This is a genomic window from Streptomyces sp. NPDC002793 (genome assembly GCF_040295485.1).
Taxonomy (GTDB): Bacteria; Actinomycetota; Actinomycetes; order Streptomycetales; family Streptomycetaceae; genus Streptomyces.
The window spans coordinates 85,693-112,093 of sequence record NZ_JBEOVL010000024.1 but is presented as its reverse complement, the minus strand read 5'-3'; the positions used below and the strand labels follow the sequence as shown (position 1 = coordinate 112,093).

At 71.7% G+C, this 26,401-nt stretch carries 27 protein-coding genes; 13 read left to right on the top strand and 14 right to left on the bottom strand.

What is annotated here, in order from left to right; genetic code table 11:
- Nucleotides 1-129 precede the first annotated feature (129 nt).
- The 5 genes from ABT001_RS23225 to ABT001_RS23205 all read right to left on the bottom strand — a co-directional run bounded on the left by ABT001_RS23225 (nt 130) and on the right by ABT001_RS23205 (nt 4,755).
- On the bottom strand, nt 130-1,383 hold the full coding sequence (locus tag ABT001_RS23225) for an ROK family protein (protein WP_351280633.1): 1,254 nt from the start codon (nt 1,381-1,383) through the stop codon (nt 130-132).
- A gap of 55 nt (nt 1,384-1,438) precedes the next feature.
- Nucleotides 1,439-2,743 carry a phytase gene (locus tag ABT001_RS23220; RefSeq protein WP_351280631.1) on the bottom strand — a complete coding sequence of 435 codons (1,305 nt, stop codon included), beginning with the start codon at nt 2,741-2,743 and terminating at the stop codon, nt 1,439-1,441.
- Between the two features lie 175 nt (nt 2,744-2,918).
- Nucleotides 2,919-3,482, bottom strand: coding sequence for a DUF305 domain-containing protein (locus ABT001_RS23215; protein WP_502967509.1), 564 nt, complete (start codon nt 3,480-3,482; stop codon nt 2,919-2,921).
- An 80-nt stretch (nt 3,483-3,562) separates the two neighbouring features.
- Nucleotides 3,563-4,210: a thioredoxin-like domain-containing protein gene (locus ABT001_RS23210; RefSeq protein WP_351280627.1), complete on the bottom strand. Its 648-nt coding sequence runs from the start codon at nt 4,208-4,210 to the stop codon at nt 3,563-3,565.
- A 113-nt stretch (nt 4,211-4,323) separates the two neighbouring features.
- Nucleotides 4,324-4,755 carry a hypothetical protein gene (locus tag ABT001_RS23205; RefSeq protein ID WP_351280625.1) on the bottom strand — a complete coding sequence of 144 codons (432 nt, stop codon included), beginning with the start codon at nt 4,753-4,755 and terminating at the stop codon, nt 4,324-4,326.
- 62 nt (nt 4,756-4,817) lie between these two features.
- Between ABT001_RS23205 and ABT001_RS23200 the strand changes: the two genes are divergently transcribed.
- Complete coding sequence (locus ABT001_RS23200; protein ID WP_351280623.1) at nt 4,818-5,729, top strand: LURP-one-related family protein; 912 nt, start codon at nt 4,818-4,820, stop codon at nt 5,727-5,729.
- A 71-nt stretch (nt 5,730-5,800) separates the two neighbouring features.
- Here the strand turns inward: ABT001_RS23200 and pcaDC are convergent, their stop codons facing one another.
- Genes pcaDC through pcaH form a run of 4 tightly spaced genes read right to left on the bottom strand, consistent with a single transcriptional unit; the run spans nt 5,801 to nt 9,625 of the window.
- Nucleotides 5,801-6,949 carry a bifunctional 3-oxoadipate enol-lactonase/4-carboxymuconolactone decarboxylase PcaDC gene (gene pcaDC, locus ABT001_RS23195; protein WP_351280621.1) on the bottom strand — a complete coding sequence of 383 codons (1,149 nt, stop codon included), beginning with the start codon at nt 6,947-6,949 and terminating at the stop codon, nt 5,801-5,803.
- Nucleotides 6,946-8,274, bottom strand: a complete 1,329-nt coding sequence (gene pcaB, locus ABT001_RS23190; RefSeq protein WP_351280618.1) for a 3-carboxy-cis,cis-muconate cycloisomerase — start codon at nt 8,272-8,274, stop codon at nt 6,946-6,948. Before pcaB ends, pcaDC begins: the two co-directional genes overlap by 4 nt.
- Nucleotides 8,274-8,882 carry a protocatechuate 3,4-dioxygenase subunit alpha gene (gene pcaG / locus ABT001_RS23185; protein WP_351280616.1) on the bottom strand — a complete coding sequence of 203 codons (609 nt, stop codon included), beginning with the start codon at nt 8,880-8,882 and terminating at the stop codon, nt 8,274-8,276. The genes pcaB and pcaG overlap by 1 nt, the downstream gene beginning before the upstream one ends.
- On the bottom strand, nt 8,882-9,625 hold the full coding sequence (gene pcaH / locus ABT001_RS23180; protein WP_502967508.1) for a protocatechuate 3,4-dioxygenase subunit beta: 744 nt from the start codon (nt 9,623-9,625) through the stop codon (nt 8,882-8,884). Before pcaH ends, pcaG begins: the two co-directional genes overlap by 1 nt.
- A gap of 213 nt (nt 9,626-9,838) precedes the next feature.
- On the opposite strand from pcaH, the gene ABT001_RS23175 reads away from it, so the two are divergent.
- The 9 genes from ABT001_RS23175 (at nt 9,839) to ABT001_RS23135 (ending at nt 19,231) form a co-directional block, all read left to right on the top strand.
- Complete coding sequence (locus ABT001_RS23175) at nt 9,839-10,306, top strand: MarR family winged helix-turn-helix transcriptional regulator (protein ID WP_351280612.1); 468 nt, start codon at nt 9,839-9,841, stop codon at nt 10,304-10,306.
- Nucleotides 10,307-10,458: 152 nt separating this feature from the next.
- Nucleotides 10,459-12,144 carry an FUSC family protein gene (locus ABT001_RS23170; RefSeq protein ID WP_351280646.1) on the top strand — a complete coding sequence of 562 codons (1,686 nt, stop codon included), beginning with the start codon at nt 10,459-10,461 and terminating at the stop codon, nt 12,142-12,144.
- Nucleotides 12,141-12,644, top strand: coding sequence for a MarR family winged helix-turn-helix transcriptional regulator (locus ABT001_RS23165; protein ID WP_351280610.1), 504 nt, complete (start codon nt 12,141-12,143; stop codon nt 12,642-12,644). The genes ABT001_RS23170 and ABT001_RS23165 overlap by 4 nt, the downstream gene beginning before the upstream one ends.
- Before the next feature lie 591 nt (nt 12,645-13,235).
- Nucleotides 13,236-14,861, top strand: coding sequence for a sensor histidine kinase (locus tag ABT001_RS23160; RefSeq protein WP_351280607.1), 1,626 nt, complete (start codon nt 13,236-13,238; stop codon nt 14,859-14,861).
- On the top strand, nt 14,858-15,265 hold the full coding sequence (locus ABT001_RS23155) for a roadblock/LC7 domain-containing protein (RefSeq protein ID WP_014049573.1): 408 nt from the start codon (nt 14,858-14,860) through the stop codon (nt 15,263-15,265). The genes ABT001_RS23160 and ABT001_RS23155 overlap by 4 nt, the downstream gene beginning before the upstream one ends.
- A complete protein-coding gene (locus ABT001_RS23150; protein WP_351280604.1) occupies nt 15,262-15,630 on the top strand; it encodes a DUF742 domain-containing protein in 369 nt (122 codons plus the stop codon). Before ABT001_RS23155 ends, ABT001_RS23150 begins: the two co-directional genes overlap by 4 nt.
- On the top strand, nt 15,611-16,225 hold the full coding sequence (locus tag ABT001_RS23145; protein ID WP_351280601.1) for a GTP-binding protein: 615 nt from the start codon (nt 15,611-15,613) through the stop codon (nt 16,223-16,225). The genes ABT001_RS23150 and ABT001_RS23145 overlap by 20 nt, the downstream gene beginning before the upstream one ends.
- Nucleotides 16,226-16,304: 79 nt before the next feature.
- Complete coding sequence (locus ABT001_RS23140; RefSeq protein ID WP_351280598.1) at nt 16,305-17,801, top strand: cytochrome P450; 1,497 nt, start codon at nt 16,305-16,307, stop codon at nt 17,799-17,801.
- Between the two features lie 83 nt (nt 17,802-17,884).
- Entirely contained in the window at nt 17,885-19,231 is a 1,347-nt protein-coding gene (locus ABT001_RS23135) for a 6-phospho-beta-glucosidase (protein WP_351280596.1), read from the top strand.
- A gap of 27 nt (nt 19,232-19,258) precedes the next feature.
- On the opposite strand, the gene ABT001_RS23130 is transcribed toward ABT001_RS23135, so the two are convergent.
- Nucleotides 19,259-19,699, bottom strand: coding sequence for a hypothetical protein (locus ABT001_RS23130; RefSeq protein ID WP_351280593.1), 441 nt, complete (start codon nt 19,697-19,699; stop codon nt 19,259-19,261).
- Nucleotides 19,693-20,151, bottom strand: coding sequence for an ATP-binding protein (locus ABT001_RS23125; RefSeq protein ID WP_351280591.1), 459 nt, complete (start codon nt 20,149-20,151; stop codon nt 19,693-19,695). Before ABT001_RS23125 ends, ABT001_RS23130 begins: the two co-directional genes overlap by 7 nt.
- 206 nt (nt 20,152-20,357) lie before the next feature.
- Between ABT001_RS23125 and ABT001_RS23120 the strand changes: the two genes are divergently transcribed.
- From ABT001_RS23120 to ABT001_RS23110, 3 genes are all read left to right on the top strand, one after another.
- Complete coding sequence (locus tag ABT001_RS23120) at nt 20,358-21,218, top strand: Sco1979 family transcriptional regulator (RefSeq protein WP_351280589.1); 861 nt, start codon at nt 20,358-20,360, stop codon at nt 21,216-21,218.
- On the top strand, nt 21,218-21,454 hold the full coding sequence (locus tag ABT001_RS23115) for a DUF397 domain-containing protein (protein WP_030573999.1): 237 nt from the start codon (nt 21,218-21,220) through the stop codon (nt 21,452-21,454). Before ABT001_RS23120 ends, ABT001_RS23115 begins: the two co-directional genes overlap by 1 nt.
- Nucleotides 21,455-21,538: 84 nt before the next feature.
- A complete protein-coding gene (locus ABT001_RS23110) occupies nt 21,539-21,988 on the top strand; it encodes a YchJ family protein (protein ID WP_351280586.1) in 450 nt (149 codons plus the stop codon).
- A 14-nt stretch (nt 21,989-22,002) separates the two neighbouring features.
- On the opposite strand, the gene ABT001_RS23105 is transcribed toward ABT001_RS23110, so the two are convergent.
- The 3 genes from ABT001_RS23105 to ABT001_RS23095 form a co-directional block, all read right to left on the bottom strand.
- Complete coding sequence (locus ABT001_RS23105; RefSeq protein WP_351280583.1) at nt 22,003-24,078, bottom strand: MDR family MFS transporter; 2,076 nt, start codon at nt 24,076-24,078, stop codon at nt 22,003-22,005.
- 55 nt (nt 24,079-24,133) lie between these two features.
- Complete coding sequence (locus tag ABT001_RS23100; protein WP_351280581.1) at nt 24,134-24,976, bottom strand: ATP-grasp domain-containing protein; 843 nt, start codon at nt 24,974-24,976, stop codon at nt 24,134-24,136.
- Nucleotides 24,977-25,182: 206 nt separating this feature from the next.
- Nucleotides 25,183-26,397, bottom strand: coding sequence for an acyl-CoA dehydrogenase family protein (locus ABT001_RS23095; RefSeq protein WP_351280578.1), 1,215 nt, complete (start codon nt 26,395-26,397; stop codon nt 25,183-25,185).
- Between the last annotated feature and the right edge of the window lie 4 nt (nt 26,398-26,401).

Genomic DNA, 26,401 nt, shown 5'->3' with positions numbered 1-26,401 from the left:
CGACGCCACCACCGCCGCCGAACGCTCCATGGCCTTCGAAGCCCTCGACCAGCTCGCCATGGAACACCTCCTCAACGTCCGCTGACCCACCCCCCCGGGACGCCCGGCCCACACCGGGCGCCCCGGCCGTCAGACGTCCGCCGGTGCCGGCCGGGCGTGCGCGACGGGGTCGGCCAGCACGTCCTGGACGACCAGCGCCGCCGCGCCCCGTGCCGCGTCACCCGCGACGGACGAGGCGCGCAGCCTGCCGCTGCCCCGGGACCAGAGGCCGGACACCACGCGGCCCGTCAGTTCGGCGTCGGCCGGGGGCGAGAGCCACGGCATCAGGCCGCGGTATATCCCGCCGAGCACCACCGCGTCGGGGTCGAACAGGTTCACCGCCCCGGACAGCACCTGTCCCAGCATCCGGCCGGCGTCGGCCACGGCGGCCAGCGCCACGGGGTCGCCGGCCTGCGCCCGCCGCTCCAGCTCCATCACCCCCGCCGCCCCGCCCGCGGCCTCGTCGATGCCGGCCGCGCGCAGCAGGGCCGACTGGCCGGCGTACTGCTCCAGGCAGCCGCGCGATCCGCAGCGGCACTCCGGGCCCGCCGGATCCACCACCACATGTCCGATCTCCCCGGCGAAACCGTGGGCGCCGCGCAGCAGCTCGCCGTCGAGCACCAGGGCGCCGCCGACACCGATCTCGCCCGTCAGGTAGAGGAAACTGCGGACCGCGTCGAGCCCGCCGAACCACAGCTCGGCCAGCGCCGCGAGATTCGCCTCGTTCTCCGAACGCACGGGCAGCGCCGGTCCGGGCCGCAGACCGGCCAGCGCCTGTGCGAACAGTTCCTCGGCGGCGACCTGGTTCCAGCCCAGGTTCGGAGCCTGGCGCACCGAACCGCCCGAGACGAGCCCGGGCAGCGCGAGCGCCGCACCGACCGGGTACAGATCCTGCTCCCGCGCCGAGTCCAGGGCCCGGGCGACGATGCCCGCGGCCCGGGCCAGGACCTCTTCGGGCGGGGCGCCGCGATTGTCCAGGTGCTCGGTCTGCCGGACCCGGCCGGTACCGGCCAGATCCACGACACACACCGACACGTAGTCGATGTTGACCTCCACGCCGAGCCCGGCGGGCCCGGTGCGCGCCACCTTCAGGGCCGTGCCGGGGCGCCCGGCCTGCCCGCTGAACGTCTTGCCCGACTCGGTGACGAAGCCGCTGTCCAGCAACTGCTCGACCAGCGAGGACACCGCGGCCCGGGTGAGCCCGACCCGGGCCGACACTCCGGCCCGGGTCGCCTCACCCGTCTCGCCCTCGTCCCGTACGGCGCGCAGTACGAGGCTCAGGTTGTGGCGTCGTACGGTGTCCTTGTCGGCCTTGGACCCCAGGGGCGTGAGGGAGCTCTTCATATCGTCGACGAGCCTATGCGATGCCTCCGGGGCCCCCGCCCGCGGTACGAGCGGGCTACATGCCCGTCGCGTCCGCCACCGCGCCCAGGTCGACGAACTTGAAGCCCGTGGCCTCCCGGCCCGCCTCGCTGCCCGAGGCCGAGGTCTCGTGTCCGTCCTGGACCACCAGCAGCCCGTCCGGGTAGCGGGATCCCAGCGGCTCGGCGAGCACGGCGGCGCCGTCGCACTCCTCGCTGCCGTCGAGGTCGGCCGAGACGGCGCCGACGCGGAAGCCGCCCTCGTACTCGTTGTCCTCGGACACCTCGCGGTCGTACAGGGCGAAGGTGTCGTCACCCTGGCCGGACGCCATGAGGTAGCCGTCGCCGCCGGGCTCACGGACGAGGGTCAGGCCCTCCACGTCTGCGGCCAGCCGCTTCCCGCCGAAGCCCGGGTCGGCGCCCGGCACGCACTCCTCGCTCTCCGGGTCGTACGTCCCCGGAACGCCGTACTCCTTGACCTTGTCCACGAGGACCGGGCGTCCGCCGAGTCCGGCGGGCAGCCGCCAGATGCCGACGTCCTCCTGTCCCGCGTAGAGGGTGCCGTTCGCCGGGTCGACGACCATGCCCTCGACCTGCGGCAGCTCACCCGGCTCGCCGCACGGCGTCCACGAGGTGCCGTCCGGGAGGCGGAAGGACGAGGGGAGCGAGAGGGTGCGCACCAGTCGGTAGCCCACGGTGCCCGCCGCCGTGGGCCGCAGCTCCAGCAGGGCGAGGTCCGTCGTGTTGCGCCGGCTGACCAGCGCGTACGCGCGCCCGGTGGACCGGTCCTGCCAGGTCGCGAGACCGTACGCGGTCCGCTGCTCGTTGACCTCGGCCTGATCCGACGAGAAGACCGGAGCGGCGGCCGGATCGGTGACGTCCTTCAGCGGGCCGCCCGGCTGAGAGGGGTCGACGCGGTAGATGCGGAGTCGGTCGTTGCCCCGGTCGCTCACCACCGCCACGTCGGTCCGCCCGGCCGGGGTGCGGAGCCCGGTCACGAGGTCGACGTTGTTGAACCTGCCCGGGGCGTCGTCCTCCGTCGCGGGCGACGGCGCCGGGACCGACTGGACCAGGGACGCGTCCAGACCGTAGACCCGCAGCCCGCCCTCCTTCGCGGTGGCGACGACCAGGCTGCGCCCCGGATCCGCGTCGTTGCGCCAGATCGCCGGGTCGTCCGCGTCGGCGTTGCCACCCGCCTCGTCGTCGTACAGCGCGGCGGTCTCGGCCGTCGCGCCGACGGAGGGCAGCGACCGGGCGTGCGCGGGGGACAGCGGGACCAGGGTGATCAGTGCCGTACCGAGGAGGGCGGTGGCCGTCAGGCGAGGGGAGCGGTGCACGCGCACGGATGCTTCCTGTCGTGAGAGGGACATGTCCATGACTCGTCAGGAAGTGTCGGACGACGGAGCGGTGCCCGCGTGTCGGGTCCATGAGGACGAGATGGGCGCCAGGTGAACTCGTGGGGGCGGGCGGGCCCGGTGACGTCGGTCACCGGGCCCGCCCGCCGCACGCCCCGAGGGCTCAGGGGCGTGCGCCCCGGGCCTTCAGCATGTCGCCCATCAGCGAGATCTCCGACTCCTGGGCGCGGTCCATGCCCGCCGCCAGGCTCCTGATCTCGTCCGTGCCCGCCGCGGCTGCCGCGGCCCGTGCCATGTCGACCCCCGCACGGTGGTGGACGGTCATCAGCCGCAGGAACAGCACCTCCGCGTCCCTGCCCTCGGACGCGCGCAGTTCGTCCAGCTGCGTGTCCGTCGCCATGCCCGGCATGAGGGAGCCGTCGGACGCGGTGACCGCGTGGCCCATCCACTCCATCGGCGGCCGGTCCGAACTCTTGGGCCTGTCCCACGACTCCAGCCAGCCCAGCATCATGCCGCGCTGGTTCGCCTGGGTGTTGATGATGTCGTAGGCGAGTCGCCGCACGGCCTCGTCGTCCGTGCGGTCCCGGACGATGAACGCCATCTCCACCGCCTGCTGATGGTGGACCGACATGTCCCGGGCGAAGCCCACATCGGCCGAGCTCTCCGTGGGGACGGTGCCGGGCGCCCCGGAGTCCGACGAGGATGCCGCCGATGGCCGTACGACCATGAGCAGCACGAGCCCCACGGCCACGACGAACACCACGCCCCCCGCCCACACCAGTGAACGGGGAAGGCGTGCGGACGAGGTCACTTGGCGACACCGCCGGAGCAGGCGGCGCCCGGCTCCGGCGTCTGCGCGCCCTGGACGTACTTGGTGAAGAACTGGGCGACACGGGCGTCGGTGGCGCTCTTCACGGTGAGCTGCTTGCCCCAGGCGCTGAGCATCAGCGGGTCCTTCTGGTCGGCCACGGGGCTCATCAGGGAGTAGGGCGTCTTGCCGACCCGCTCGGAGAGCGCCTTGACGTCGGCGTCCTTCGCCTTGTCGTTGTACGTGACCCAGACGGCGCCGTGCTCCAGGGAGTGCACGGCGTTCTCGTTCGGTATCGCCTCGGTGTAGACGTCGGCGTCGCAGTTCATCCAGACCGGGTTGTGGTTGCCGCCGACGGGCGGGTTCATCGGGTAGTCGACGGGTGTCTCGACGTGGTCCTGGGCGAGGTCGTCCCAGGACTTCTCGCCGGTGACGGGGGAGGTTCTGGCCTGTTCCTCGGCCTTGTCCTGCTCGTCGGCGGCCGACATCAGGTAGCCGCCTCCGGCGACGAGGCCGGCGAGCACGACGACGGCCGCGGTGATGGTGAGGATGCGGCTGCGGCGCTCGCGGGCCCGTTCCTTGCGGCGGGCCTCGTCGAGCTTGGCGCGGCGTGCGGCTGAGCTGTTCTGGTTCTTGGCGGAAGCCATGTCAGGTCCTCGGGTTCGGCGGATCGCGGGAGCGCAAGGGCGCGCCACGCGGGGGAGAGCTCAGGGAGGGCCGCCTCCGGCGCGCGGGTGCGCGGAGGCGGATCCGGGAGTTCCTAGATCCGTTGGACCTGCAGACGCAGTTGGTCGACAGCGCCCACGCTGTCGTTCGAGGGGCCCCGGATGACCGCGGCGCCGGTGAGCGGGGCGGTCCGGAGCGTCGCCGAGGGGCAGGGAACGGCGACGGGTGAGGGGTGGACGGGCAGCACGACGGCGGTGGAGTGGTCCGACGTGCCGTGACAGGAGCTGCCGATCCCGCGTTCGTCGGGGGCGTCGGCCACGACGACGGACGCGGCGGCCACGGGTGTCGGGGTGAAGGCCCTGACAGCGGTCGCGGAAGGCGCCTCGGCACGCGGCGAGGCCGTGGCGGCCGGGGAACAGCAGAAGAACACGGCCACGAGCATCAGCGCCCAGACCGGCGCGGCGGGCAGGCCGCTGCCGCTCCACCGCCGGTCCGTCCGCCTGCTCGCTCCGGTCATGGCCGCCATCGTAGATGGTGTGTGAACCTTCAAAGAGTTTGGCCCACAGCTTGGCGCGATAGTGTGCCCCGGTGACGACGCAATCGAACGTACCTGCGGGCTGGCATCCGGATCCTCATGGTGCGCCCCAGCTGCTGCGCTACTGGGACGGCACCCGGTGGACCGAGCACACGCACCCGGCGCAGGCGCAGGCACCTGCCCAGGCCCAGGCACCCGCTGAGCCGCCCGCCGCCGCTCAGCCGTACGCGGGCGGGCCGCAAGCGGCGCACCCGTACGCCGCTCAAGCGCACGGCGCGACGCCGCAGCAGGCCGCCCCTCAGCAGGCACCCGCCCAGCAGTTCGCCCCTCAGCAGCAGGCTCCCCAGCAGGGTGTACCCGGTGCGGGATCGCTGTTCGACCAGCAGGTCCTGGTCGTGAACCAGAAGGCCAAGCTGCTCGAGCTCACCAACGAGTACAGCGTCTTCGACCAGCAGGGCGCCACCGTCGGCACGGTCGTCCAGGTCGGCCAGAGCGGCCTGCGCAAGGCGCTCAGGTTCGTCTCCAGCGTCGACCAGTACCTCACGCACCGCCTGGAGATCCGCGACGCCTACGGGCAGCCGCAACTGCTCCTGACCCGCCCCGCGAAGTTCATCAAGTCCCGGGTCGTCGTACAGCGCCCGGACGGACAGCCGGTGGGCGAGATCGTCCAGCAGAACGCCATCGGCAAGATCAACTTCGCCATCATGGTCGACGGGCGGCAGATCGGAGCGATCAAGGCCGAGAACTGGCGCGCGTGGAACTTCGCCATCGTCGACCACAACGACGCCGAGATCGCCAGGATCACCAAGACCTGGGAAGGCCTGGCGAAGACCATGTTCACCACGGCCGACAACTACGTGCTGCAGATCCACTACCAGCTGCCCGAGCCGCTTCTGAGCCTCGTCGTGGCGACGGCCCTGACTGTGGACACCGCCCTCAAGCAGGACTCCCGCGGCTTCGGCTGAGCCGCGCCGCCAGGCCGAGGGGCGGCGAGGCCGAGGGGCGGCGCCCGGCCGGACCGGGTGCCGCCCCTCGGTCAGCTCCGCTCCACGTCCTCCGCCTCCATCTCCGCCAGCACCCGCTCGGCCACCGCGAACGCCGAGTTCGCCGCCGGGACCCCGCAGTAGACCCCCGTCTGCAACAGGGCCGCGCCGATCTCCTGCGGGCCGAGGCCGTTGTGTACCGCCGCACGGACGTGCATCGCCAGCTCGCCGTAGTGGCCGTGCGCGACCAGCGCGGTCAGCGTGATCAGGCTGCGTTCCCGCCGGGACAGGGTCGGGTCGGTCCAGATCTCGCCCCAGGCGTAGCGGGAGATGAAGTCCTGGAAGGGAGCGGTGAATTCCGTGGTCGCCGCCTGCGCCCGGTCCACGTGCGCATCGCCGAGGACCTCGCGGCGCACCACCGTCCCGCTCCCGCGTTCCCGGGGCGCGAAGTGGGCGCGCAGGGCCTCCCGCACGGCCGCGGGACGCTCGGCGGGAGCCAGGTGGGAGGCGCGCGGCAGTTCGGTCAGCCCGGCCCCCGGGATGCCGTCGGCGATCTCCCGGGCATGCGCGGGCGGCGTCGCCGGGTCCTCGCGGCCCGCGATGACCAGCGTCGGCACACGCACGCCCGCGAGCCCGCTCCGCAGATCGCACGCGGCGAGCGCGTCGCAGCACGCCGCGTACGCCGAGGGATCCGTGCCCAGGAGGTCGTCGAGCAGCCGGGGCTCGGTGAACCCGGGCGTGAACCAGCGGCTCGCCGCGCTCTCCGCGACCGTGCCCAGGCCCTCCGCGCGGACGAGGGCGGCCCGCTCCCGCCACGGCCCAGGATCGCCGAAGTGCGCGGACGAGCAGACGACCGCCAGCCGTTCGACGCGCTCCGGGTGGTGGACGGCGAGCCAGAGGCCCACCGCGCCGCCCAGCGAGACCCCGGCGTACGAGAACCGCTCCAGGGACAGCGAGTCGGCGAGTGCGAGGACCAGCGCGGCCAGATCGGCGATCGTCGCCCCCGGGCCGATCAGCCCGGCGGGGGATCCTCCGTGCCCGGGCAGGTCCCACCGTACGACCCGGTGGGCGGCGGACAGCTCGGGGGCGACCCCGTCCCAGAGCGCGGTGGAGGTGCCGAGCGACGGGCCGAGGAGGAGCGGGGGCGCACTCACCGGCCCTTCGGCGCGATGGTGGAGGAGACGTGCGGGTGTCGAGGTCATCGGCGCTCCAGAGCGCGGTCGGTGAGGGGCCCGGCGCAGCCGGTGTACCGGGCGGGGTCGGTCAGTTCCACGAGGTCGAGGCCGTCGAAGGCGGGCTCCCCGGCGAGGATCTCCGCGAGGGGTCTGCCTTCGTCGCGGGCCCGGCCGGCGGCCCGGGTGAGGATCTCCGCGGCGCGGGCCCGGCCCACCCGGCCGGTGGCGACGGCGGCGAGCCGCTCCGAGACGATCAGCCCGTCGGTCAGCCCCAGGTGGCTCCGCATGGCGGGCGGGAACACCCTGAGCCCCTCGGTGAGTTCCACCGCGTCGCGCGCGGCCCCGCCGACCAGGCGCAACAGGTCGCGCAGCGGCTCCCATTCGGCGTGCCAGGCCCCGGCGGGCCGTTCGTCCTCGGCGGCGAGCGAGCCGAACAGCGTGGCCGCCGCTCCGGGCGCCCGGCGGGCGGCGGCGGCGATCAGGGTGGCGCGGACCGGATTGGCCTTGTGCGGCATCGCCGACGAGCCACCGCCGGTCCCTTCCGCGAGCTCGGCGATCTCCGTACGGGACAGGGTGAGCACATCGACCGCGAGTTTGCCGAGCGCGCCCGCCGTGAGGGCGAGCGCACCCGCCAGGTCGGCGACCGGAGTGCGCAGGGTGTGCCAGGGCAACCGAGGCTCGGCCAGGCCCAGTTCCCGGGCGTAGGCACCGACGAGAGCGAGCGCCGTGGTGTCATCGGCATCGGTGGTGAAGGCGGCCAGGGTGCCCGCCGCGCCGCCGAGCTGGACCGGGAGCGCGCCGCGTACCTCCCGCAGCCGGTCCCGCGCGTCGAGCACCAGCGACCGCCATCCCGCGGCCTTGAGCCCGAACGTCGTAGGGACGGCGTGCTGCGTCAGGGTGCGGCCGGGCATCGGTGTGTCGCGGTGCTCGGCCGCCAGCCGCTCCAGTGCGTCGGCGGTCCGGCCCAGGTCGTCGAGAACGAGCGCCAGGGTCCGGGAAGCCACCAGCATCGCGGCGCTGTCGAGGATGTCCTGGCTGGTCGCGCCCCGGTGGACGAAGGGCCGCGCGTCCTCCTCGACCGCCGCCGACAGGGCGGCGACCAGCGGGATCACCGGATTGCCGCCGGACCGTGCCCGCAGCGCCAGCTCCCGTACGTCGAACCGGCGGGCGTCCGCCGCCGCGGTGACCGCCCGTCCCGCCTGGGCGGGGTCGAGCCCCGAGGCGGACCTGGCCCGGGTGAGCGCCGCTTCGGCGTCCAGCAGCGCCTGCAGGAAGGCGTGGTCGCCGGTGGCGGTCTCGGCGGCGGAGCCGGCCCGTCCCGGGGAGAGGAGACCGGTGTCGCTCTCGTGCATCAGCTGAACTCCAGGAAGACCGTCTCGTCGTCGCCCTGGAGACGGATGTCGAAGCGGTAGGTACGGGGACCCGTGCGGGCCGCGATCAGTGTGGCGCGCCGCTCCGCGTCCAGCGACCGCAGCAGCGGATCACCCGCCCGCGCGCCCTGGCCCCCTCCTTCGCTCTGGCCCTTTCCTTCGCCCTCGCCGAGCAGATCGGGGAGATAGACGCGGGTGTAGAGGTGATGGACCACGCCGCGCGCGAACACGGCCAGGCAGAGGTACGGCACGCCACCGGGCGGGAGCGTCCGCACGAACCAGTGCCCGGCCGCGTCCGTCGGCGCCCGTCCGAAGCCGGTGAAGCCGACGCCGTCACGTCCGATCACCTTGCCCGTGGCGGGATCGCGGCGCAGCGTTCCGGGGAGGCCGGTGCGCGATCCGTCGGGTGCCGACTGCCAGGTCTCGACGATGGCGTCGGGCACGGGGGCGCCCTGGCCGTCGAGCACGTAGCCGTGCACCGTCAGGGTGTCGGGGTGCCCGGCCGGGGCGACCTCGCAGCCGCCGGGGAAGGGCAGGGCGTAGCCGTAGAAGGGGCCGACGGTCTGGGAGGGAGTCGGGGCGTGGGACATCAGGCGTCTCCTTCTTTCTCGGTCCAGGTGGCGCACGGTCCGTCGAGGACGATGTCCCAGCGGTAGCCGAGGGACCACTCGGGAACGGACAGGCCGTGGTCGTACGCCGATATGAGCCGTTCACGCGCCGACTGGTCCGTGACCGAGCGGATCACCGGGTCGTACGGGAGGAGTGGATCACCGGGGAAGTACATCTGGGTCACGAGCCGCTGGCCGAACGAGGTGCCGAACAGCGAGAAGTGGATGTGGGCGGGGCGCCAGGCGTTGGTGTGGTTGCGCCACGGGTAGGCGCCAGGCTTGACGGTCGTGAACGAGTAGCCGCCGTCGTCGTCGGTCAGACAGCGTCCGAACCCGGTGAAGTTGGGGTCCAGCGGGGCCGGGTGCCGGTCGAGCTGGTGGGCGTACCGCCCCGAGGCGTTGGCCTGCCACACCTCGACGAGCTGCCCCCGCACCGGCCGGCCCGCCCGGTCCAGCACCCGGCCGGTGACGGTGATCCGCTCGCCGAGCGGCTCGCCGGCGTGCTGTGCGGTGAGGTCCCGGTCCAGGGCGGTCACGTCGGTGACACCGAAGGCGGGCCCGGACAGTTCGACCGCCTCCGGGTCGCGCACGGGGATCGGGGAGCGGTGCGGATGGCGGAAATGGCTGCTGCGGTACGGGGGGTAGTCGCGAGGCGGATGGTGGGCACCCGGACGGGCCGCCGCCTGGGCCCGGGCCACCTCGGAGTCGATCTCCCGCTGGCTCATTCCGTCGGGCAGCGGCTGGGCGGGAAGGTCACGTGCGGTCATGTCACGGCTCCGTGAAGTGCGGATAATGCTCAGTACACTGAGTAAATGCGGTGCCTGTGAAGCTATCCACGGCTCGCCGTTCCGGTCAAGACCCTCAGTACACTGTGTATCTTCGGCGTTCGGCTTACATCCCGGCCGACGGGCCGGGGCCGACAGGGAGAGGGCGGTTCCGTGCAGGCGGTCGATCTGAGCACCCACCCCGGGCACCTGGCCCGACGACTGCAGCAGGCGCACCACCTGCTCTGGAACGCGATGGTCTCCCAGGAGATCACCTCGCCGCAGTTCGCCGTCCTCAACGCCCTGACCGCCGAACCGGGCCTCGACCAGCGGACGGTGGGGGAGAGGGTCGGCCTCGACCGGTCCACCGTCGCCGAGGTGATCACCCGGCTGCTGCGCCGGGAACTGCTGGACAAGGTGCGCGATCCGAACGACGGGCGGCGCTTCCTGCTGCGCCTCACCGATGACGGCGTCACCACCCACCGGCGGCTCGCGCTGCTCACCGTCCGGATGAACCAGGTCTTCCTCGGTCCGCTCTCGGTGGACGAGCAGCAGACCCTCTTCGGTCTGATGCGCAGGGTGGCGGACGCGGCCGAGGCCTTCCGTGTGCCGGAGGACCCCAGGCCGCCCTCCGGTCGGTGAGGGCCGGTCCTCCCGAGGCGGCGGACGCCGCGCCTTCCTACGCTGTTGTCCAGGGCACCGTGGTGGCTCGGGGGTGGCTGTCGGGGGGCGGCCCCATGTAAATGTTTTACGTGTGTAATACCCGTTAAGATAAATGGGTGAGTGATACAGCTATGCGATCCCGGAAGCCCTTCGTCCACAAACTGCCGGTCACCGGTGTCCTGCGGCTGAAGAGCCCTGCGGAGACCTGGTACAAGCCGGCCCTGAGCGTCGTGGTCGCCTCGGCCGTCCCGAATCTGCTGCTGTACTCCCTCGACCGGCTCGATCTCGTCATGTACACCATGGCGGGGTCGCTCTGCGCGCTCTACGGGCACAACCTGCCGTACGCCCGCAGGGCCCACACCGTCCTGCGGGTCGTCCTGGGGATGGCCGCAGGCCTCGCGGTCGCCCTCGTCGTCGCCTCGCTCACCGACTCGACCGCCGTACTGATCGCCGTCGGCGCGCTGCTCGCGGCCGTGCAGAAGACCTTCTGCGACGCGACCCGCATCGGCCCGCCCGGCAACGTGATCTTCGCCTTCGTCACCTCGGCCGCGTTGTTCGCGCCGCAGGAGCTCGGGCAGGTGCCGGGGCACATGGCCCTCATGCTGGCCGCGGGTGCCTTCTCCTGGCTGGTCACCACCGGACCTTCCCTGTGGCACCGGGAGGGACCCGAGCGACTCGCCACCGCCCGCGCGCTCGACGCCGCCGCCGCGCACGCGGCGGCTCCCGACGACCGGACCCGGCACGCCGCGGCGGCGGCCGTCCAGGCGGCCTGGCAGTCACTGCTCGCCGCCGGACGGTCCACCCCCGTACGCCGTGAGCTGGAGCGGCTCGTCGTCCACGCCGAACGGGCCCTCGCCGCCACCGCCGACGGCCACACCCCCGCGGTGGACCACGGTGAGCTGCGCCGCTGGGCGACGGCGACCCGGGGCCGCGGCCCCGTCCCCGGTCCGCCGCCCGCACCCGGCACCGTGGAGCAGCTCTTCGGGATCGACGCCGAACGGGCCGGACAACGGATGCGGCGGGGGAGGCGGGAGGCCCGGCTCAGGCTGCTGCGCGCCCTCGGCCCCGGCTCCCCGGTGCTGCCCGTCGCCTTCCGCACCCTCGTGGGGTGCGCGCTGGCCGGCTACGTCTCCTCGGCGCTCGGCGTGGGCCACCCGTACTGGGCCATCGTCACGGCGGCCTCCGTCTACCAGCCCAATCTCACCCTCTCCTGGAGCAGGGGGCTGCAGCGGACCGTCGGCAACCTCCTCGGTTTGCTGGTCTTCGCGGCCGTCATCCCGCTCGCCAGGGTCAGCCCGCTCGCCCTCGTCCTGTGCGTCCTGGTCTGCAACTTCGCCGCCGAGGCGCTGATCACCCGCAACTACTGGCTCGGCTCCGTCGCCGTCACCCCGATGGCCCTGCTGATCCTGGAATTCGGCGGGTCCCAGCCCGCAGGAGAGCTGATCGCCGACCGCGCCCTGGACACCGTCGTGGGCGTCGCGGTCGGCTTCCTCGCCGCGATCGCCGTCACCAACCGCCGGGCCTCCGGACGCGTGGAGCGGGCCCTCGCCGCCGCGGGGGAGGCCCGGGACCGGGCCGAGCGGGCGGTCGCCGACCCGACGGTCGACGCCCTGACGCTCGAAACGGCCCGCAGGAGGCTGACCGCCTCCCTCGTCGAGCTGCGTGACGCCGGCGACGTCGCATCCGGCGAATGGTGGCAGCGCGCCCTGCCCGAGGAAGAGCTGCTGGCCGCTGAGCAGGCAGGACACCGTACGCTCGCGGCGACAGCACAACGGCAGGGGCTCATCACCCTGCCCCCGGCGAACGGAGCGGTGTGACCGACGACATCGTGGCCTCGGTGGTACGGCAGTGGCAGGCCGTCAACCCCGAGCTGGACACCGGACCGATGGAACTCATCGGCCGCATCAACCGCTGCGCGGCCCTCCTCCAGCAGGCGGAGGACGCCCCCCTGCGGGCCGCCGGACTGACGCGTGCCGAATTCGATCTGCTCGGCGCGATGCGGCGCACCGGCCGTGAGCTCACGCCCGGCGAGCTGGCCCGCGAGACGTTCTCGTCCGGAGCCGCCGTCACGAAGCGGCTGCGCGTCCTGCAGGAGTCCGGCCTGATCGGCCGCCGCAGCGATGCCAGGGACCGCAGGGTCGCCCACGTCGGGCTCACGGACGCGGGGCGGGAGCTGGTCGACCGCCTGCTGCCCGAACAGCTCGCCTATGAGCGCTCGGTGCTCTCCGGGCTCGACGAGGAGACCCGTAGCGGGCTCAGCGGACAGCTCGGGGAGCTGCTGGTGCAGCTGGAGGGACGGCTCGGCGGACGCCGCTGAGGAGTCTGCCCGGCCGTTCCCGGAGGGGCGGTCCTCACCGAGGGTGAGGACCGCCCCTCCGGTGATGAGTGGCGCGTGCGCCGGCGCCCTGTGCCCGGTCGGCGCGGCTTTACGTCCCTCGATCCCCATGGCCGCGCTCGCACACACGTCCGTCGCTCAGGGATCTGCTCCTTTCGATCCGGTTCGATCACATGTGCCCTTGTCCTACCCTGCGGTGCGCGCCTATGCGTTCGCCCCGACGTGGATCGCTCATACGTACGTCTCCTTCCATGTTTTCGCTGCTCGATCATCACCCTCGTGAATCATCCCCGCGGTCCGGTGTCCCGCACAGTCGGATGACTGCGTCTACTTTCTCCCGATTCCTGAACCACGTCACTCCCTGCACCCGTTCGGCGGCGCTGAGTGCAAAAACTGGTGAGTGTATTACCGCGAGCGGTCTCGCGCAGGGGGTTGGGTGAATATGCCGAAGCCCTGTTCTGATCTGGCTAGGCTCACGCGCAGTGAAGTCGAGTTGCTACGAATTCGAGCACTTGCCCACAACTGTCCGTGCAAGTGCGTATACCTCCCGAATCAACCGCCAGAGGGTTTTAGATGGTCCGTGTTGAATCACCGCCGACCAACAGAGATGTCCCCGTAGTCCGTGCCGTGCTCCTGCCCGTCGTGCTGATGGCCGGCGCCACGGCCGCGGGTGCGGTCCCGGTCACCGGGGCCGCACGGGCGGCAGTCGTCTGGTGCGGTGCGATCGCCACAGTCGTGGTCGCCACGCTCACCGTCGTACTGAAGCGCCGCCGCCGGGCGATGCGCGTCCAGCGCGCAGAGTACGAACAGCGCATCGCCTTCCTGGAACACCGCATCGCCTCCTACGACCAGGAGACCGAACGCCTCAGCAAGGAGCTCCTGCCCGCTGCGATCCGCCGGCTGCGCGCGAGCAACTCGCCGCAGGAGGTGATGCGCGACGTCGTCGACGCGGACGAGTCGTACCGCAACCTCCCCAGGGCGCAGCGCGCCCTGGTCCTCCAGGTCCTCGACATCATCGACAACGAAGAGGCGATGCGTGACTCCGCGCAGCGCGCGTTCGTCAGTGTCGCCCGCCGTGTCCAGGCCATCGTCCACCGACAGGCCAGTGAACTCCGGGAGATGGAGGACCACCACGGCCGGAACCCCGACGTCTTCGACGACCTGCTCCGCATCGACCACGGCACCGCGCTGATCGGGCGTCTCGCCGACTCCATCGCCGTGCTCGGCGGAGCCCGCCCCAGCCGTCAGTGGCCCAAGGCCGTGCCGCTCTTCAGCGTGCTGCGCGGTGCGATGTCCCGGATCCTCGAGTACCAGCGCGTCGATCTGCACTCGATCGCCAAGGTCGCCATCGTCGGCACGGCGGTCGAACCGCTCATCCACGCCTGCGCCGAACTCCTGGACAACGCGACGCGTTACTCGCCGCCCCAGACACGGGTCCACGTCACCGCGGTCGAGGTACAGACCGGCATCGCCATCGAGATCGAGGACGGCGGCGTCAGCCTCAGCGAGGAGGCCCGCGGGCGGGCCGAGAACATGCTCGCCCAGGCCCAGGCCGGCATCAACATGAACGACCTGGGGGAGTCCCCGCGCCTCGGTATGGCCGTGGTCGGACGCCTCGCCCGCATGTACCAACTCCAGGTCTCCCTGCGCCAGTCCGCGTACGGAGGAGTCCGCGCCGTACTCATCGTGCCGCGCGACATGATCACCACCGGCCCCGCACCCGGCATCGCGCACGGCATCGGCGCCACCTCGCGGCCCCAGAGCTCGCTCGACATGTCGCAGATGCAGCACGTGGTCCCGCCGCGCGGCAAGCACAAGGCGCGCCCCGCCCCGACCGGGCCCGCACCGTCGCTCGCGATGCCTGCTCCCACCCCTGCCCCGGCAGCCTCCACCGCACGGTCCGCGCCCACCGCGGCAGCCATGGACGACGACGAGATCGTCGTGACCGAGTGGACCGAAGGCGGCCTGCCGCAGCGCCGCAGCCGAGGGCGCGCACCCCTCGGCTCGCACAACCTCCCGCAGCAGTCCGCGCCGGCCGCGGAGCCCGCCGCGCGCAACGGGCACACCGGAAACGGCGGGGGCTCGGCACCGCCCGGCCTCTGGCTGGAGGCCTTCACCCAGGCCGTCAACGGCGTGCCCCAGGAGCCGAAGACCGACAGAGACTCTGACGACGTGTGGGACAAGGGAGACGAGAAGTGATCCAGCAACGGGGCAACATGGACTGGATGCTCAAGGAACTGGCCGACGACGTACCGAGCATCCACCAGATCGTGGTGCTCTCCGCCGACGGCCTCCGGATCGCACGGCACGGCGGTGACCCCGACGTCGCCGACCGTCTCGCCGCCGCCTGCGCGGGACTCCAGAGCCTGGCCGCGGCCGTCGCCACCGAGATCCCCTACAGCGACGGCCTGATGAAGCTCGTCGTCATCGAGGTCACCGGAGGGTTCTTCTACCTGATGGCCGCGGGCACCGGGGCCTACCTCGCGGTCCTCGCCGGCGAGACGGTCGACGCCGGACTGGTGGGCGCGCGCATGCGCGACATGGTCGTCCGTATCGGAGCGCACCTGACGAGCCCTCCGCGCCACGACGGGCAGGCCGGATGAGTCCTCCCCGGCGCGAACGACGGAAGGCCGATCCGGAGGTGAGCGACCCGGAACGGCTGTACGTGATCACAGGCGCCCCCGACGGCGAGAGAGCGGCACTCGACCTCGTCACGATGGTGGTGGCTCAGGCCGAACCGTCGCCGACGGTGCAGCCCGAGCAGGCCGCGATCATGCGGCTCTGCAAGGCGCCGCTGTCCGTCGCCGAGATCTCGGCCTATCTGAGCCTCCCCTTCAGCGTGGTCACCTCGCTCCTGACAGAACTCCTGGCGACAGAACTGATCGAGTCGCGCGCGCCCATCGTCCGCGCCGCGCTCCCGGACCGGTCCCTCCTCGAAGCGGTGATGCATGGACTTCAGAAGCTCTGACACGATCACGGGCCCCCGCAGCGAGGACGTCCTCCCCAGCACGGCCACGGCCGCGGTGAAGGTCGTCGTCGTCGGCGGGTTCGGGGTCGGCAAGACGACCATGGTCGGCTCGGTGAGCGAGATCCGGCCCCTGACGACCGAAGAGACCATGACCCAGGCCGGTGTCGGCGTGGACGACAACGTGGGGGTGGAGACCAAGACCTCCACCACCGTCGCCATGGACTTCGGGCGGATCAGCCTCAGCGAGGAACTGATCCTCTACCTGTTCGGCACCCCGGGCCAGGAACGCTTCTGGTTCCTGTGGAACGGACTCTTCGAGGGAGCCCTCGGAGCCGTCGTCCTCATCGACACCCGCCGGCTGGAGGTCAGTTTCGACGTCATCGGCAGGCTGGAGGAGCGCGGAGTTCCGTTCGTCGTCGCCGTCAACACCTTCCCCGGAGCACCGCACCACCCCGTCGAGGCCCTGCGCCGGGCGCTGGACCTGCCGGACGAGGTCCCGATGATCGACTGCGATGCCCGACTGCGCGGGTCCAGCCGCGATGTGCTGATGACCCTGATGCGCTACCTGCACCGCCTCGCCGTGCCGCTCGCCTGACGGCGGCCCGCACCTCTGCACCGGACCGGACTCTGTCCCCACTCCGCCCGGTCTCGGAAGCCTTATTCCTGGAGCCACTGTGACAACCCCCTTCCAGCACGAACCCGGATCGTCCACAGGTCCGGTGCCACCCCCGCAGTGCCCCGCGCACGGCATGGGCATCGGGCCCGGCGGGCTACGACGGCTGTACGGCCCGGAGGCCGAGTCCGACCCCGCGGGTCTGTACGAGAAGCTGCGTGCCGAACACGGCTCGGTCGCACCCGTTCTGATGCACGGGGACGTCCCCGCCTGGCTGGTGCTCGGACACAGCGAGAACCTGCACATGACCCGCACCCCCTCGCAGTTCTCCCGCGACTCGCGCCGTTGGCGTGCCCTGCAGGAGGGCAGCGTGACTCCGGACCACCCGCTCGCCCCGGTCTTCACCTGGCAGCCGGTGTGTTCCTTCGCCGAGGGCGCCACCCACGAACGGCTGCGCGGCGCGGTCACCGACAGCATGGCGCGCATCGACACCCGTGGCGTGCGCCGCCACATCAACCGTTACAGCAACAGGCTCGTGAACGACTTCTGCCAGGAAGGCAGGTCCGAGCTGGTCAGCCAGTTCGCCGAGCGGCTGCCGATGATGGTGATGTGCGCGATCCTCGGCATGCCGGAGGAGTACAACGACCGCCTGGTACAGGCAGCCCGGGACATGACCCGGGGGTCGGAGACCGCTGTGGCGAGCAACGCCTACGTGATCGGCGCGCTGGACCGGCTGGTCCAGCGCCGCAGGGAGGCACCCGCCGAGGACTTCGCCACCTGGCTGCTCGAACACCCCGCCGGACTCACCGACAAGGAGGTCAGCGAGCACCTGCGGGTGGTGCTCATCGTCGCCTACGAGACGACCACCAACCTGATCGCCAACGTGCTGCGCATGGTCCTCACGGACCCGAGGTTCCGGGCGAGGCTCAGCGGCGGGCACATGACCGTGCCCGAAGCGGTCGAGCAGACGCTGTGGGACGAGCCGCCGTTCACGTCGATCCTGGGCCGCTGGGCGGTGGGCGACACCGAGCTCGGAGGGCAGCAGATCAAGGCCGGCGACGCCCTCATCGTCGGTATCGCGCCGGCCAACTCGGACCCCGTCGTGCGCCCCGACCTCACCGCCAGCATGGAGGGCAACCGCGCTCACCTGGCCTTCAGCAGCGGCCCTCACGAGTGCCCCGGCCAGGACATCGGTCGCGCCATCGCCGACGTGGGCGTCGACGCGCTCCTGATGCGTCTGCCCGACCTGGAACTCAGTGTCGACGAGAGCAAGCTGACCTGGAGCGGAAACTTCGTCTCCCGGCACCTGGTGGACCTGCCGGCGAGCTTCGCACCCACCGCGGAGCAGGAGATCGACGCCGAACCGCTGCCGGCGGTGTCCCGGGCCCGTTCCCAGGCCGACTGGGAGGTGTCGTCACCCGCCGCCCCCCGGAGGGCCTCCGCCGCCCCGTCCGCCGAGCCGTACGGCCCCTCCGGGGAAGCAGCCGCCGTTCCGGCGCAGCGGACCGGACCGACGAAGGTCTGGCACGCCGTCCTGCGGTGGTGGAACGGACACTGACACCGGCACCGTTCACCGTTCCGTGCGCCCCCGGGCCCTCGGGTCCGGGGCCCCGGGCCGCCTTCCCCGTACCATCGGGCAGCGTGAAGCTGACAATTCTCGGTGGCGGCGGATTCCGGGTCCCTCTCGTGTACGGCGCGCTGCTCGGTGACCACGCCGAAGGCCGCGTCTCGCGGGTGACCCTGTACGACACGGACGCCGACCGGCTCACCGCCGTGGCGCGGGTCCTGGCCGAACAGGCGGACGGCATCGACGACGCGCCCGCCGTCCTCGCCACCGGCGATCTCGACGAGGCCCTGCGGGGCGCGGACTTCGTCTTCTCCGCGATCCGGGTGGGCGGCCTGGAAGGCCGCGCGGCCGACGAGCGCGTCGCACTCGACGAAGGCGTACTGGGCCAGGAGACGGTCGGCGCCGGTGGCATCGCCTACGGGCTGCGCACCGTCCCCGTCGTGACGGACCTCGCCCGGCGGATCGCCCGGCTCGCGCCCGAGGCGTGGGTCATCAACTTCACCAACCCGGCCGGCCTGGTCACCGAGGCGATGGCCCGGCACCTCGGAGACCGGGTCATCGGCATCTGCGACTCGCCGGTGGGCCTCGGCCGCCGGATCGCCAGGGTCCTGGGCGCGGATCCGGACCGGGCCTGGGTCGACTACGTCGGGCTCAACCACCTCGGCTGGGTCCGGGGCCTGTGGGTCGGCGGCCGTGACGAGCTCCCGCGCCTGCTCGCGGACCCGGCGCTGCTCGGTTCCTTCGAGGAGGGCAGGCTCTTCGGCCCGGACTGGCTGAAATCGCTGGGCGCGATCCCCAACGAGTACCTGCACTACTACTACTTCAACCGCGAGGCGGTCCGCGCCTACCAGGAAGTCGAACAGACCCGTGGCGCCTTCCTCCGCGACCAGCAGGAGGGCTTCTACACCCGGATGAAGGACCCGGACGCCCCGCCGCTGGCCACCTGGAACCGTACACGCGCGGAACGCGAGGCGACGTACATGGCGGAGAACCGGGACGTGGCCGGGGCCGGTGAGCGGGAGGAGAGCGACCTGGGGTCCGGGGGCTACGAGCAGGTGGCTCTCGCCCTGATGCGCGCCGTGGCCCGCAACGAACGCACCTCGTTGATCCTCAACGTCCGCAACCGGGGCACCCTCTCGGTGCTCGACGAGGAGGCCGTCATCGAGGTCCCGTGCCTCGTCGACGCCAACGGCGCGCATCCCGTCGCCGTGGACCCCCTTCCGTACCACGCGGTCGGGCTGGTCACGGCGGTCAAGGCGGTGGAGCGGGCGGTGCTCGAAGCGGCGGAGAGCGGATCCCGGGCGGCGGCCGTGCGGGCCTTCGCCCTGCACCCCCTGGTCGACTCCGTCTCCGTGGCCCGCCGCCTGGTCGAGGGATACACCAGGGTCCATCCGGGGCTCGCCCATCTCGACCGCCCTTGAGCGGTCTCCCGAACGGAGCAGGTCCCCTCAGGTAGTGGGAACGGCCCGCGCCCGGCCGGACGGGCCCCAGGACGGCACGACGCCCGTGACCTGGCACACCATGAGAAAGAGTGGAATGGGCGGTGTGTAGGGGGTGTGGCTGTCCGGTGCGTGGATCAGCCGGGGGCGCCCGGCGGGGACGTAGGCCCCGGTGGCGTACGACACCTGCTCGGGCCAGTCGAGATCGAGATCCGAGCCCGACGGCACGATCCACCACCACTGTTCGGCATCGGCGAACACGCATCCGGCGCGCGGCAGATGAGACATCAGCCGGAATCCGTACCGCGCGGGCACGCCCACCGCGTCACAGCCGAGGCTCGCCGACAGGGTCGGCGGCAGCGGCAGCCGGATCCGGCCCGGTGCGCCGGCCTCCCGCACGGGGCGGGCACGACGCGCGCCCAGCAGTTGGGCCAGGGCGTCTCTCAGCATGCCTGCTCCGGGCCGTACGGCAGTTCCGCCCATACGATGCGCCCGGAGTGGCTCCCCGCCTCACGCGATCCCCAGGCGGCGCTCATGGACTCGACGAGCAGGAGCCCGCGCCCGTGTTCACCCTCGGCGGTGAGGGACAGTCGGGGGCCGCCGAGCTGATGGCCCTGGTCCTGTACGGAGATGCGCAACCGGCTGTCGTCGCACCGGAGCTCGCAGACGACCCGGGCGCTCACGGTGTGCACCACCGCGTTCGTGACCAGCTCGGACACGATCAGCACCGCCGCGTCATGGGCGTCCCCGGCCAGTCGCCAGTCCGCCAGCCGGGCCCGCGTCAGACGGCGGGCACCGGCCACCGCCTCGGGGCGCGCCGGCAGCGCGAAGCAGTAACGGAGCGCCTCCGCCCCGGGGCTGAGGTCCATGAGCCGGGGGATGAGCGCACTGCCAGGTGCCACGACCGATTCCTCACAGTGGGGGCTGTGTCACGCCTCGCACCACCCCGAAAAGGGGTGGACACGTACACGCGAACTTGGTTCGGACACCAACTCTCCCCCTGACATGAACACTTGGCAAGAGGCACTCTGAAAATTCCAGAGTGACTGTGTCCCTGGAGGCGTGCGCATGGCAGACTGCTCGCACACAGCGCATCGGGAGGTCTGAAGTGAGCGAACCGCGGTCCGCCCCGACCGTGGGCCAGGTCGTTCTCGGCAAGCGCCTGCAGGATCTGCGGGAGCGCGTCGGCCTGAGCCGCGACCAGGCGGCGAAGGTGCTCCGTGTCGCCCCGGGGACCATACGCAGGATGGAGACCGCCGAGGTCGGGCTGAAGATCCCGTACGTCCAGCTCCTCCTCAAGGCCTACGGAATCGCCGACGCCGAGACCGACGCCTTCGTCGAACTCGCCGAAGAGGCCAACAAGCCAGGCTGGTGGCAGCGCTTCCACGACGTGCTGCCCGACTGGTTCAGCATGTACGTCAGCCTGGAGGGCGCCGCCAGCCTTCTGCGTACGTACGAACCGCACTTCGTCCCCGGTCTGCTGCAGACGGAGGACTACGCGCGCTCCGTCCTGCGCACCGGTGCGGTCGGCCAGACCAGGCCCGCGGACATCGAGCGCCATGTGGCGCTGCGGATGGAGCGGCAGTCACTGCTGACCAAGGCGGAGGCGCCGAAGCTGTGGGTGGTGATGGACGAGACGGTCCTGCGCCGCCCCGTCGGCAGCACCGACGTCATGCGGGCCCAGGTCGACCGCCTGCTCGAAGCGATCGACATGCCTCATGTCACCTTGCAGATCGCGGAGTTCGCGACCGGCCACCACCCCGGCACATACGGCCCGTTCGTCCTCTTCCGCTTCGCGGTCCCCGAGCTCCCCGACATGGTCTACAGCGAGTACCTGACCGGCGCCGTCTACTTCGACGCGCGCCCCGAGGTGGCTTCCTACCTCGAGGTCATGGACCGAATGGCGGCGCAGGCCGCAACTGCACAACGCACGAAGGAAATCCTCAGGGACTTCCGCAAGGAGCTGTGATGAACCACATATACAACGGCATGCCGGCCGCCGACCTCGGCTCCGAAGGCTGGTACAAGCCGTGGAGCGGTGGTAACGGCGGCAATTGCATCGAGGCCATGAAGCTGGCCGACGGCAGGGTGGCGGTCCGGCAGTCCGCGGACCCCGACGGCCCCGCGCTCATCTACTCCAACGGCGAGATCGCCGCCTTCATCCAGGGCGCCAAGGCCGGACAGGCCGACTTCCTCCTCACCTGATCCCAGTCACACAGCTTTGCGCTCAAGCGCTGAACCGTCCGGGGCGGGCCGGCCCGGCCCCGGCCGGCAGGTCACAATGGACTCATGTCACGACGCACCTCACGCCCCCGCAGGCCGGCCGCTCCGCAGCCGGGGCCCCCGCGGATCACACCGGCGACGCCGTGCCCGTGCGGCCTGCCCGCGTCCTACGGCGACTGCTGCGGCCGCCTGCACGCCGGCACCGCATCGGCCCCGACGTGCGAGGCGCTGATGCGCTCGCGGTACGCGGCCTTCGTCGTCCGGGACGCCGGATACCTGCTGTGCACCTGGCACCCGGAGTCCCGCCCGCCCGCCGTCGACTTCGACCCGGCGATGCGCTGGGAGCGACTGGAGATCCTGGCGACCACCGAAGGCAGCGCCTTCCACACCACAGGGACGGTCACCTTCCGCGCCCACTACACCGACGGCGGCAGGCCCGACTCGCTCCACGAGCAGAGCCGTTTCGTCCGCGAGCAGGGCGCCTGGGTGTACCGGGCGGCGGTCTTCGTCGAGTAGGGCGCGGAGCCCGGTCAGGCCTCGGCCATCGCACGCTCGGGCGGGGCCAGCTCCTGTGCCAGGTCCTCCGCGAGCAGACGCTTGGCGATCACATCGACCGCTGCCCGGAGCTGCCGGCCGTCGTCGGGCCTGGCACCGTCCTCGGCCAACTGTTCGTTGAGCCAGCGTCCCCAGGCGTCCGAGATCGTCGCCGCTTCACGGCTTCCCGCAGCCGTGTGGGTGAAGATCCGGCCGTCTCCGGTGAGGTAGCCCTCCTGCACCATCCGGTCGAAGACGGGCACCAGCACCTCCTGGGGGATCCGGTGCCGGGCGGCGATCAGCCGGAGGCCCGCGTGGCCGACCATCCGGGTGAAGAGGTCGACCTGCATCACCGCCCAGGCCCCCGCCATGTCGAGCCGGGTGTCGGACTCCGCGACGATCCGCCGGGCCGTGTCCGGGCCGGCCCGGTGCAGGATTCTGGCCACGGATGATTCGAGTACCTTCGCCGCGTCCCCGGTGCCGGGCTGGGCGAAGCCCTCGCCCATGTCGGTCGAGCCCGCCCGGGCGCTGTCACGCAGCTTCACCTGCTTCAGGAAGAACGAGACGACGAAGCCCAGCAGTGCCACCGGTACCGTCCAGAGGAACACGGTGTGCAGGGTGTCCGCGTACGCCTGGGCGAGGGGCGCGGTCTGGTCGGCGGGCAGCGCGTGCACGGCCTTCGGGTTCTCGGCGGCCCGCGCCAGCGACGCGGGATCGCCGCCCGCCCGCGCGGCCTGCTCGACGCCCTGCGTCAGATTCGGCCGCAGCGCGTTGGCGTAGATCGTGCCGAACACCGCCGTGCCGAACGAGCTGCCCAGCGTGCGGAAGAACGTGACGCCGGACGTGGCGGTGCCGAGGTCCGCGTAGTCGACCGTGTTCTGCACGGCGATCGTCAGCACCTGCATCGACAGCCCGATGCCGATGCCCAGCACCAGCATGTACAGCGACTCGAGCCAGATACCCGTGCCCGGGCCCATCCGGGACAGCAGGTAGAGACCCGCCGCCATCACGAGCGACCCGATGACGGGGAAGAGGCGGTAGTGGCCCGTCTTGCTCACCACGTTGCCACTGAAGATCGAGGCGGCCAGCAGGCCCACCACCAGGGGCAGGGTCCGCACCCCGGACACGGTGGCCGAGTCCCCGTCGACGTACTGCAGATAGGTCGGCAGGTAGATCATCGCGCCGAGCATGGCGAAGCCCACGATGAAGCTCAGGACGGAGCACACCGAGAACACCGGATTGCGGAACAGTCGCATCGGCAGCATCGGCTCCTTCGCCCGTGTCTCCACGACGCAGAAGAGCGCCAGGGCGACGAGGCCTCCGACGAACAGTCCGAGGATGACCGGAGAGCCCCAGGCGTACTCGTTGCCGCCCCAGCTCGTGCCGAGGATCAGCGCGCTCGCGCCGAGGGCGACCAGCGCGATGCCCAGGTAGTCGATGACCGGGCGACCGGCCGCGCGCACCGAGGGGATGGTGCGGGCGGCGGCGATGACCACCACGATCGCGATCGGCACATTGACGTAGAACGCCCAGCGCCAGCTCAGATGGTCGGTGAACAGACCGCCCAGCAGCGGTCCGACGACCGTGGCCACGCCGAAGACCGCGCCGATCGCCCCCTGGTACTTGCCCCGGTCGCGCAGCGGGATGACATCGGCGATCAGCGCCATCGCCGTGACCATGAGCCCGCCCGCGCCGATGCCCTGCAGACCCCGCCAGATGATCAGCAGCAGCATGTTCGACGCGAGGCCGCAGAGGAACGAGCCGGTGATGAAGACGATCGCCGAGATCTGGAAGATCAACTTCCGGCCGAAGAGGTCACCGAACTTGCCGACCAGCACCGTCGCCACGGTCTCCGCCAGGAGATAGGCCGTCACGACCCACGACATGTGCTCCGCGCCACCCAGGTCCGAGACGATCGTGGGGAGCGCCGTCCCCACGATCGTCTGGTCCAGCGCCGCCAGCAGGATGCCCATCACGATGGTGGCGAACACGACGTTGCGGCGTCTGCGGTCGAGTACGGGCGGCGCTGCGGCGCTCTGCGTGGCGGGGGCGGTCTCGCTGGCAGTGGTCACCCTCGCACCCTCACACCCGGCCCCGCCCGACGCATGCCGGGCCGGGCCGGACGAGTCAGGCCAGCAGGTCCCGTACGGACGCCGTCAGCCGGGTCACGAACGCCTCGCGCGCCTCGTCCGGGACACGGTCGAGCGACAGGTACGGATTGAGGTCCTCCAGCTCGACGAGCAGCAGGCCGCCCTCAGGCGTACGGCAAGCGTCCACCCGCTGGACGCCGTGCGTGAGGGTGTTCCACCCGACGAAGCGGTGCGCGAAGTCCAGGTCCTCGGCGCTCGGGGTGTACGGCTCGAGCACCCAGCGCCGCTCCGGATGCGGTGCGTGGAGAGCGTACTGGAAGTCGTGGTCGACGAAGTAGAAGGACACCTCGTAGCGGAAGTCGATCCGCGGCTGGACGAGCAGGGTGCCGTCGGAGCCCTCGGGGAAGTCCGGCTCCTCGGTGTACCGCAGCCCCACCGAGTCCGCGCCGAGCTTGGGCTTGACCACATAGCCGGTCGACGGGGGGAGCAGCCCCAGGTCCGCAGCGCGGTCCACCGTCGGGATCACCGGGAAGCCGGCCAGGCTCAGATCGACCAGATACTGCTTGCCCGCCATGTCCCCGCGGCCGTCGAGCGTGTTGTGGACGCGGGCACCCGTTTCCCGGGCCCGGGACCGGAAGGCGTCGTACGCCTCCCGGTAGTGCAGGACGGGACCGCTGTTGCGGACGACGACCGCGTCGAACCCGTCCAGCAACGCCGACGCGTCCCGGGGGTGACAGAGCGCGATGTCGAAGGTCTCGCGCAGTCGGGACGTCAGGAAGATGTCCTCGTCGCAGTAGCGCCGTCCGCGCGCTTCGTAGGCGAGATCGGTGACGAACAGGACGGACGGACGCGTGGAGCCGGATGCGGCGGCCAAGGACACTCCCAGGGGTTTCGATATCGAGCTGTCGGTCAACAGCCTTGCCGACGTCGTCCGTTCACCGTCATGAACCACCTTTTTTCATGCCGCAGGAGTCATACGTGTCCCGGACTTCGTCGCTGCCCGACATCCTCTCGCCCGCGTCCGCCGCCCAGGGGTTCACCACCCATTCCGCGGCGCCGTCCTCCGGGAGAAATTCCTGCCCGTCATCAGCGGATGTGACGGCCCGAGACGGCGCGGGCGATGACCAGGCGCTGGATCTCGCTCGTGCCCTCGAAGATGGTGTAGATCTTGGCGTCGCGGTACATCCGCTCCACCGGGTGCTCCCTGCTGTATCCCGCGCCGCCGAGGATCTGGACTGCCTTCTCCGTGGCGGAGACCGCGAGTTCACCCGCGCGGAGCTTGGACATGGAACCCTGGCCGGCGTCGAAGGGCCGGTCGTTGCGGGCCATCCACGCGGCCTGCCAGATCAGCAGGCGTACGGCCTCGATCTCCGTACGGATGTCGGCGAGGGCGAAGGCGATCGACTGGTTCTCGATGATCGGCCGGCCGAACGCCTCGCGCTCCCCGGCGTACTCCAGCGCGTACTCGTACGCGGCGCGGGCAATGCCCAGCGCCTGTGCGCCCACGGTGGGGCGGCTGACCTCGAAGGTGGCCATGGCCGCCTGGCCCTTGGCGGTGGTGCCCTCGCGGGCGCGGGCGAGACGCGCGTCCAGCTTGTCCTTCCCGCCGAGCAGGCAGTGGCCCGGTACGCGCACGTCGTCCAGGAAGACGTCCGCCGTGTGCGAGGCACGCAGGCCGAGCTTCTTGATGGTGCGGCCCGCCGTCAGACCCGCCGTGCCCGGCGGGACGATGAACGCGGCCTGGCCACGGGCGCCGAGCGCCGGGTCGACCGAGGCGACGACCACGTGGATCTCGGCGATCCCGCCGTTGGTGATCCACGCCTTCTGGCCGGAGAGCACCCACTCGTCCTTGGCCTCGTCGTAGCGGGCCTTCGTCGTCATCGCGGAGACGTCGGAGCCGGCCTGGGGCTCGGAGACGCAGAAGGCGGCCACCTTCGGGTCGTCCTCGTCGCCGTAGCACTGCGGGACCCACTCGGCGAGCTGGTCGGGCGTGCCGGAGGCGAAGATACCGGCGACCGCGAGGGAGGTCCCGAAAAGGGCCATGCCGATTCCGGCGTCGCCCCAGAAGAGCTCCTCGTTGGCGATCTGGAGGGACAGGCCGCTGGGGTCCCCGTACATGTCGGCGAGCGACTCGAAGCCGTACAGCCCGATCCTGGCGGCCTCCTGGATGACCGGCCACGGAGTCTCTTCCCGGGCGTCCCATTCGGCTGCGGCGGGGCGGATCACCTGGGCGGCGAAGCCGTGCACCCAGTTGCGCAGGTCCTGCTGTTCCTCGGTCAGGGCTAGGGAGAAGTAGCTCATGGGC

What these genes read in the sequence shown, in the direction of transcription:
- ABT001_RS23115 (WP_030573999.1), top strand. Translation starts at nt 21,218, where the DNA reads ATGAACCACATATACAACGGCATGCCGGCCGCCGACCTCGGCTCCGAA.
- ABT001_RS23205 (WP_351280625.1), bottom strand. Translation starts at nt 4,755, where the DNA reads ATGGCGGCCATGACCGGAGCGAGCAGGCGGACGGACCGGCGGTGGAGC.
- ABT001_RS23095 (WP_351280578.1), bottom strand. Translation starts at nt 26,397, where the DNA reads ATGAGCTACTTCTCCCTAGCCCTGACCGAGGAACAGCAGGACCTGCGC.
- ABT001_RS23215 (WP_502967509.1), bottom strand. Translation starts at nt 3,482, where the DNA reads ATGGTCGTACGGCCATCGGCGGCATCCTCGTCGGACTCCGGGGCGCCC.
- ABT001_RS23210 (WP_351280627.1), bottom strand. Translation starts at nt 4,210, where the DNA reads ATGGCTTCCGCCAAGAACCAGAACAGCTCAGCCGCACGCCGCGCCAAG.
- ABT001_RS23170 (WP_351280646.1), top strand. Translation starts at nt 10,459, where the DNA reads ATGCGATCCCGGAAGCCCTTCGTCCACAAACTGCCGGTCACCGGTGTC.
- ABT001_RS23130 (WP_351280593.1), bottom strand. Translation starts at nt 19,699, where the DNA reads ATGCTGAGAGACGCCCTGGCCCAACTGCTGGGCGCGCGTCGTGCCCGC.
- pcaH (WP_502967508.1), bottom strand. Translation starts at nt 9,625, where the DNA reads ATGAGCCAGCGGGAGATCGACTCCGAGGTGGCCCGGGCCCAGGCGGCG.
- pcaDC (WP_351280621.1), bottom strand. Translation starts at nt 6,949, where the DNA reads ATGACCTCGACACCCGCACGTCTCCTCCACCATCGCGCCGAAGGGCCG.
- ABT001_RS23150 (WP_351280604.1), top strand. Translation starts at nt 15,262, where the DNA reads ATGAGTCCTCCCCGGCGCGAACGACGGAAGGCCGATCCGGAGGTGAGC.
- pcaB (WP_351280618.1), bottom strand. Translation starts at nt 8,274, where the DNA reads ATGCACGAGAGCGACACCGGTCTCCTCTCCCCGGGACGGGCCGGCTCC.
- ABT001_RS23225 (WP_351280633.1), bottom strand. Translation starts at nt 1,383, where the DNA reads ATGAAGAGCTCCCTCACGCCCCTGGGGTCCAAGGCCGACAAGGACACC.
- ABT001_RS23145 (WP_351280601.1), top strand. Translation starts at nt 15,611, where the DNA reads ATGGACTTCAGAAGCTCTGACACGATCACGGGCCCCCGCAGCGAGGAC.
- ABT001_RS23110 (WP_351280586.1), top strand. Translation starts at nt 21,539, where the DNA reads ATGTCACGACGCACCTCACGCCCCCGCAGGCCGGCCGCTCCGCAGCCG.
- ABT001_RS23160 (WP_351280607.1), top strand. Translation starts at nt 13,236, where the DNA reads ATGGTCCGTGTTGAATCACCGCCGACCAACAGAGATGTCCCCGTAGTC.
- pcaG (WP_351280616.1), bottom strand. Translation starts at nt 8,882, where the DNA reads ATGTCCCACGCCCCGACTCCCTCCCAGACCGTCGGCCCCTTCTACGGC.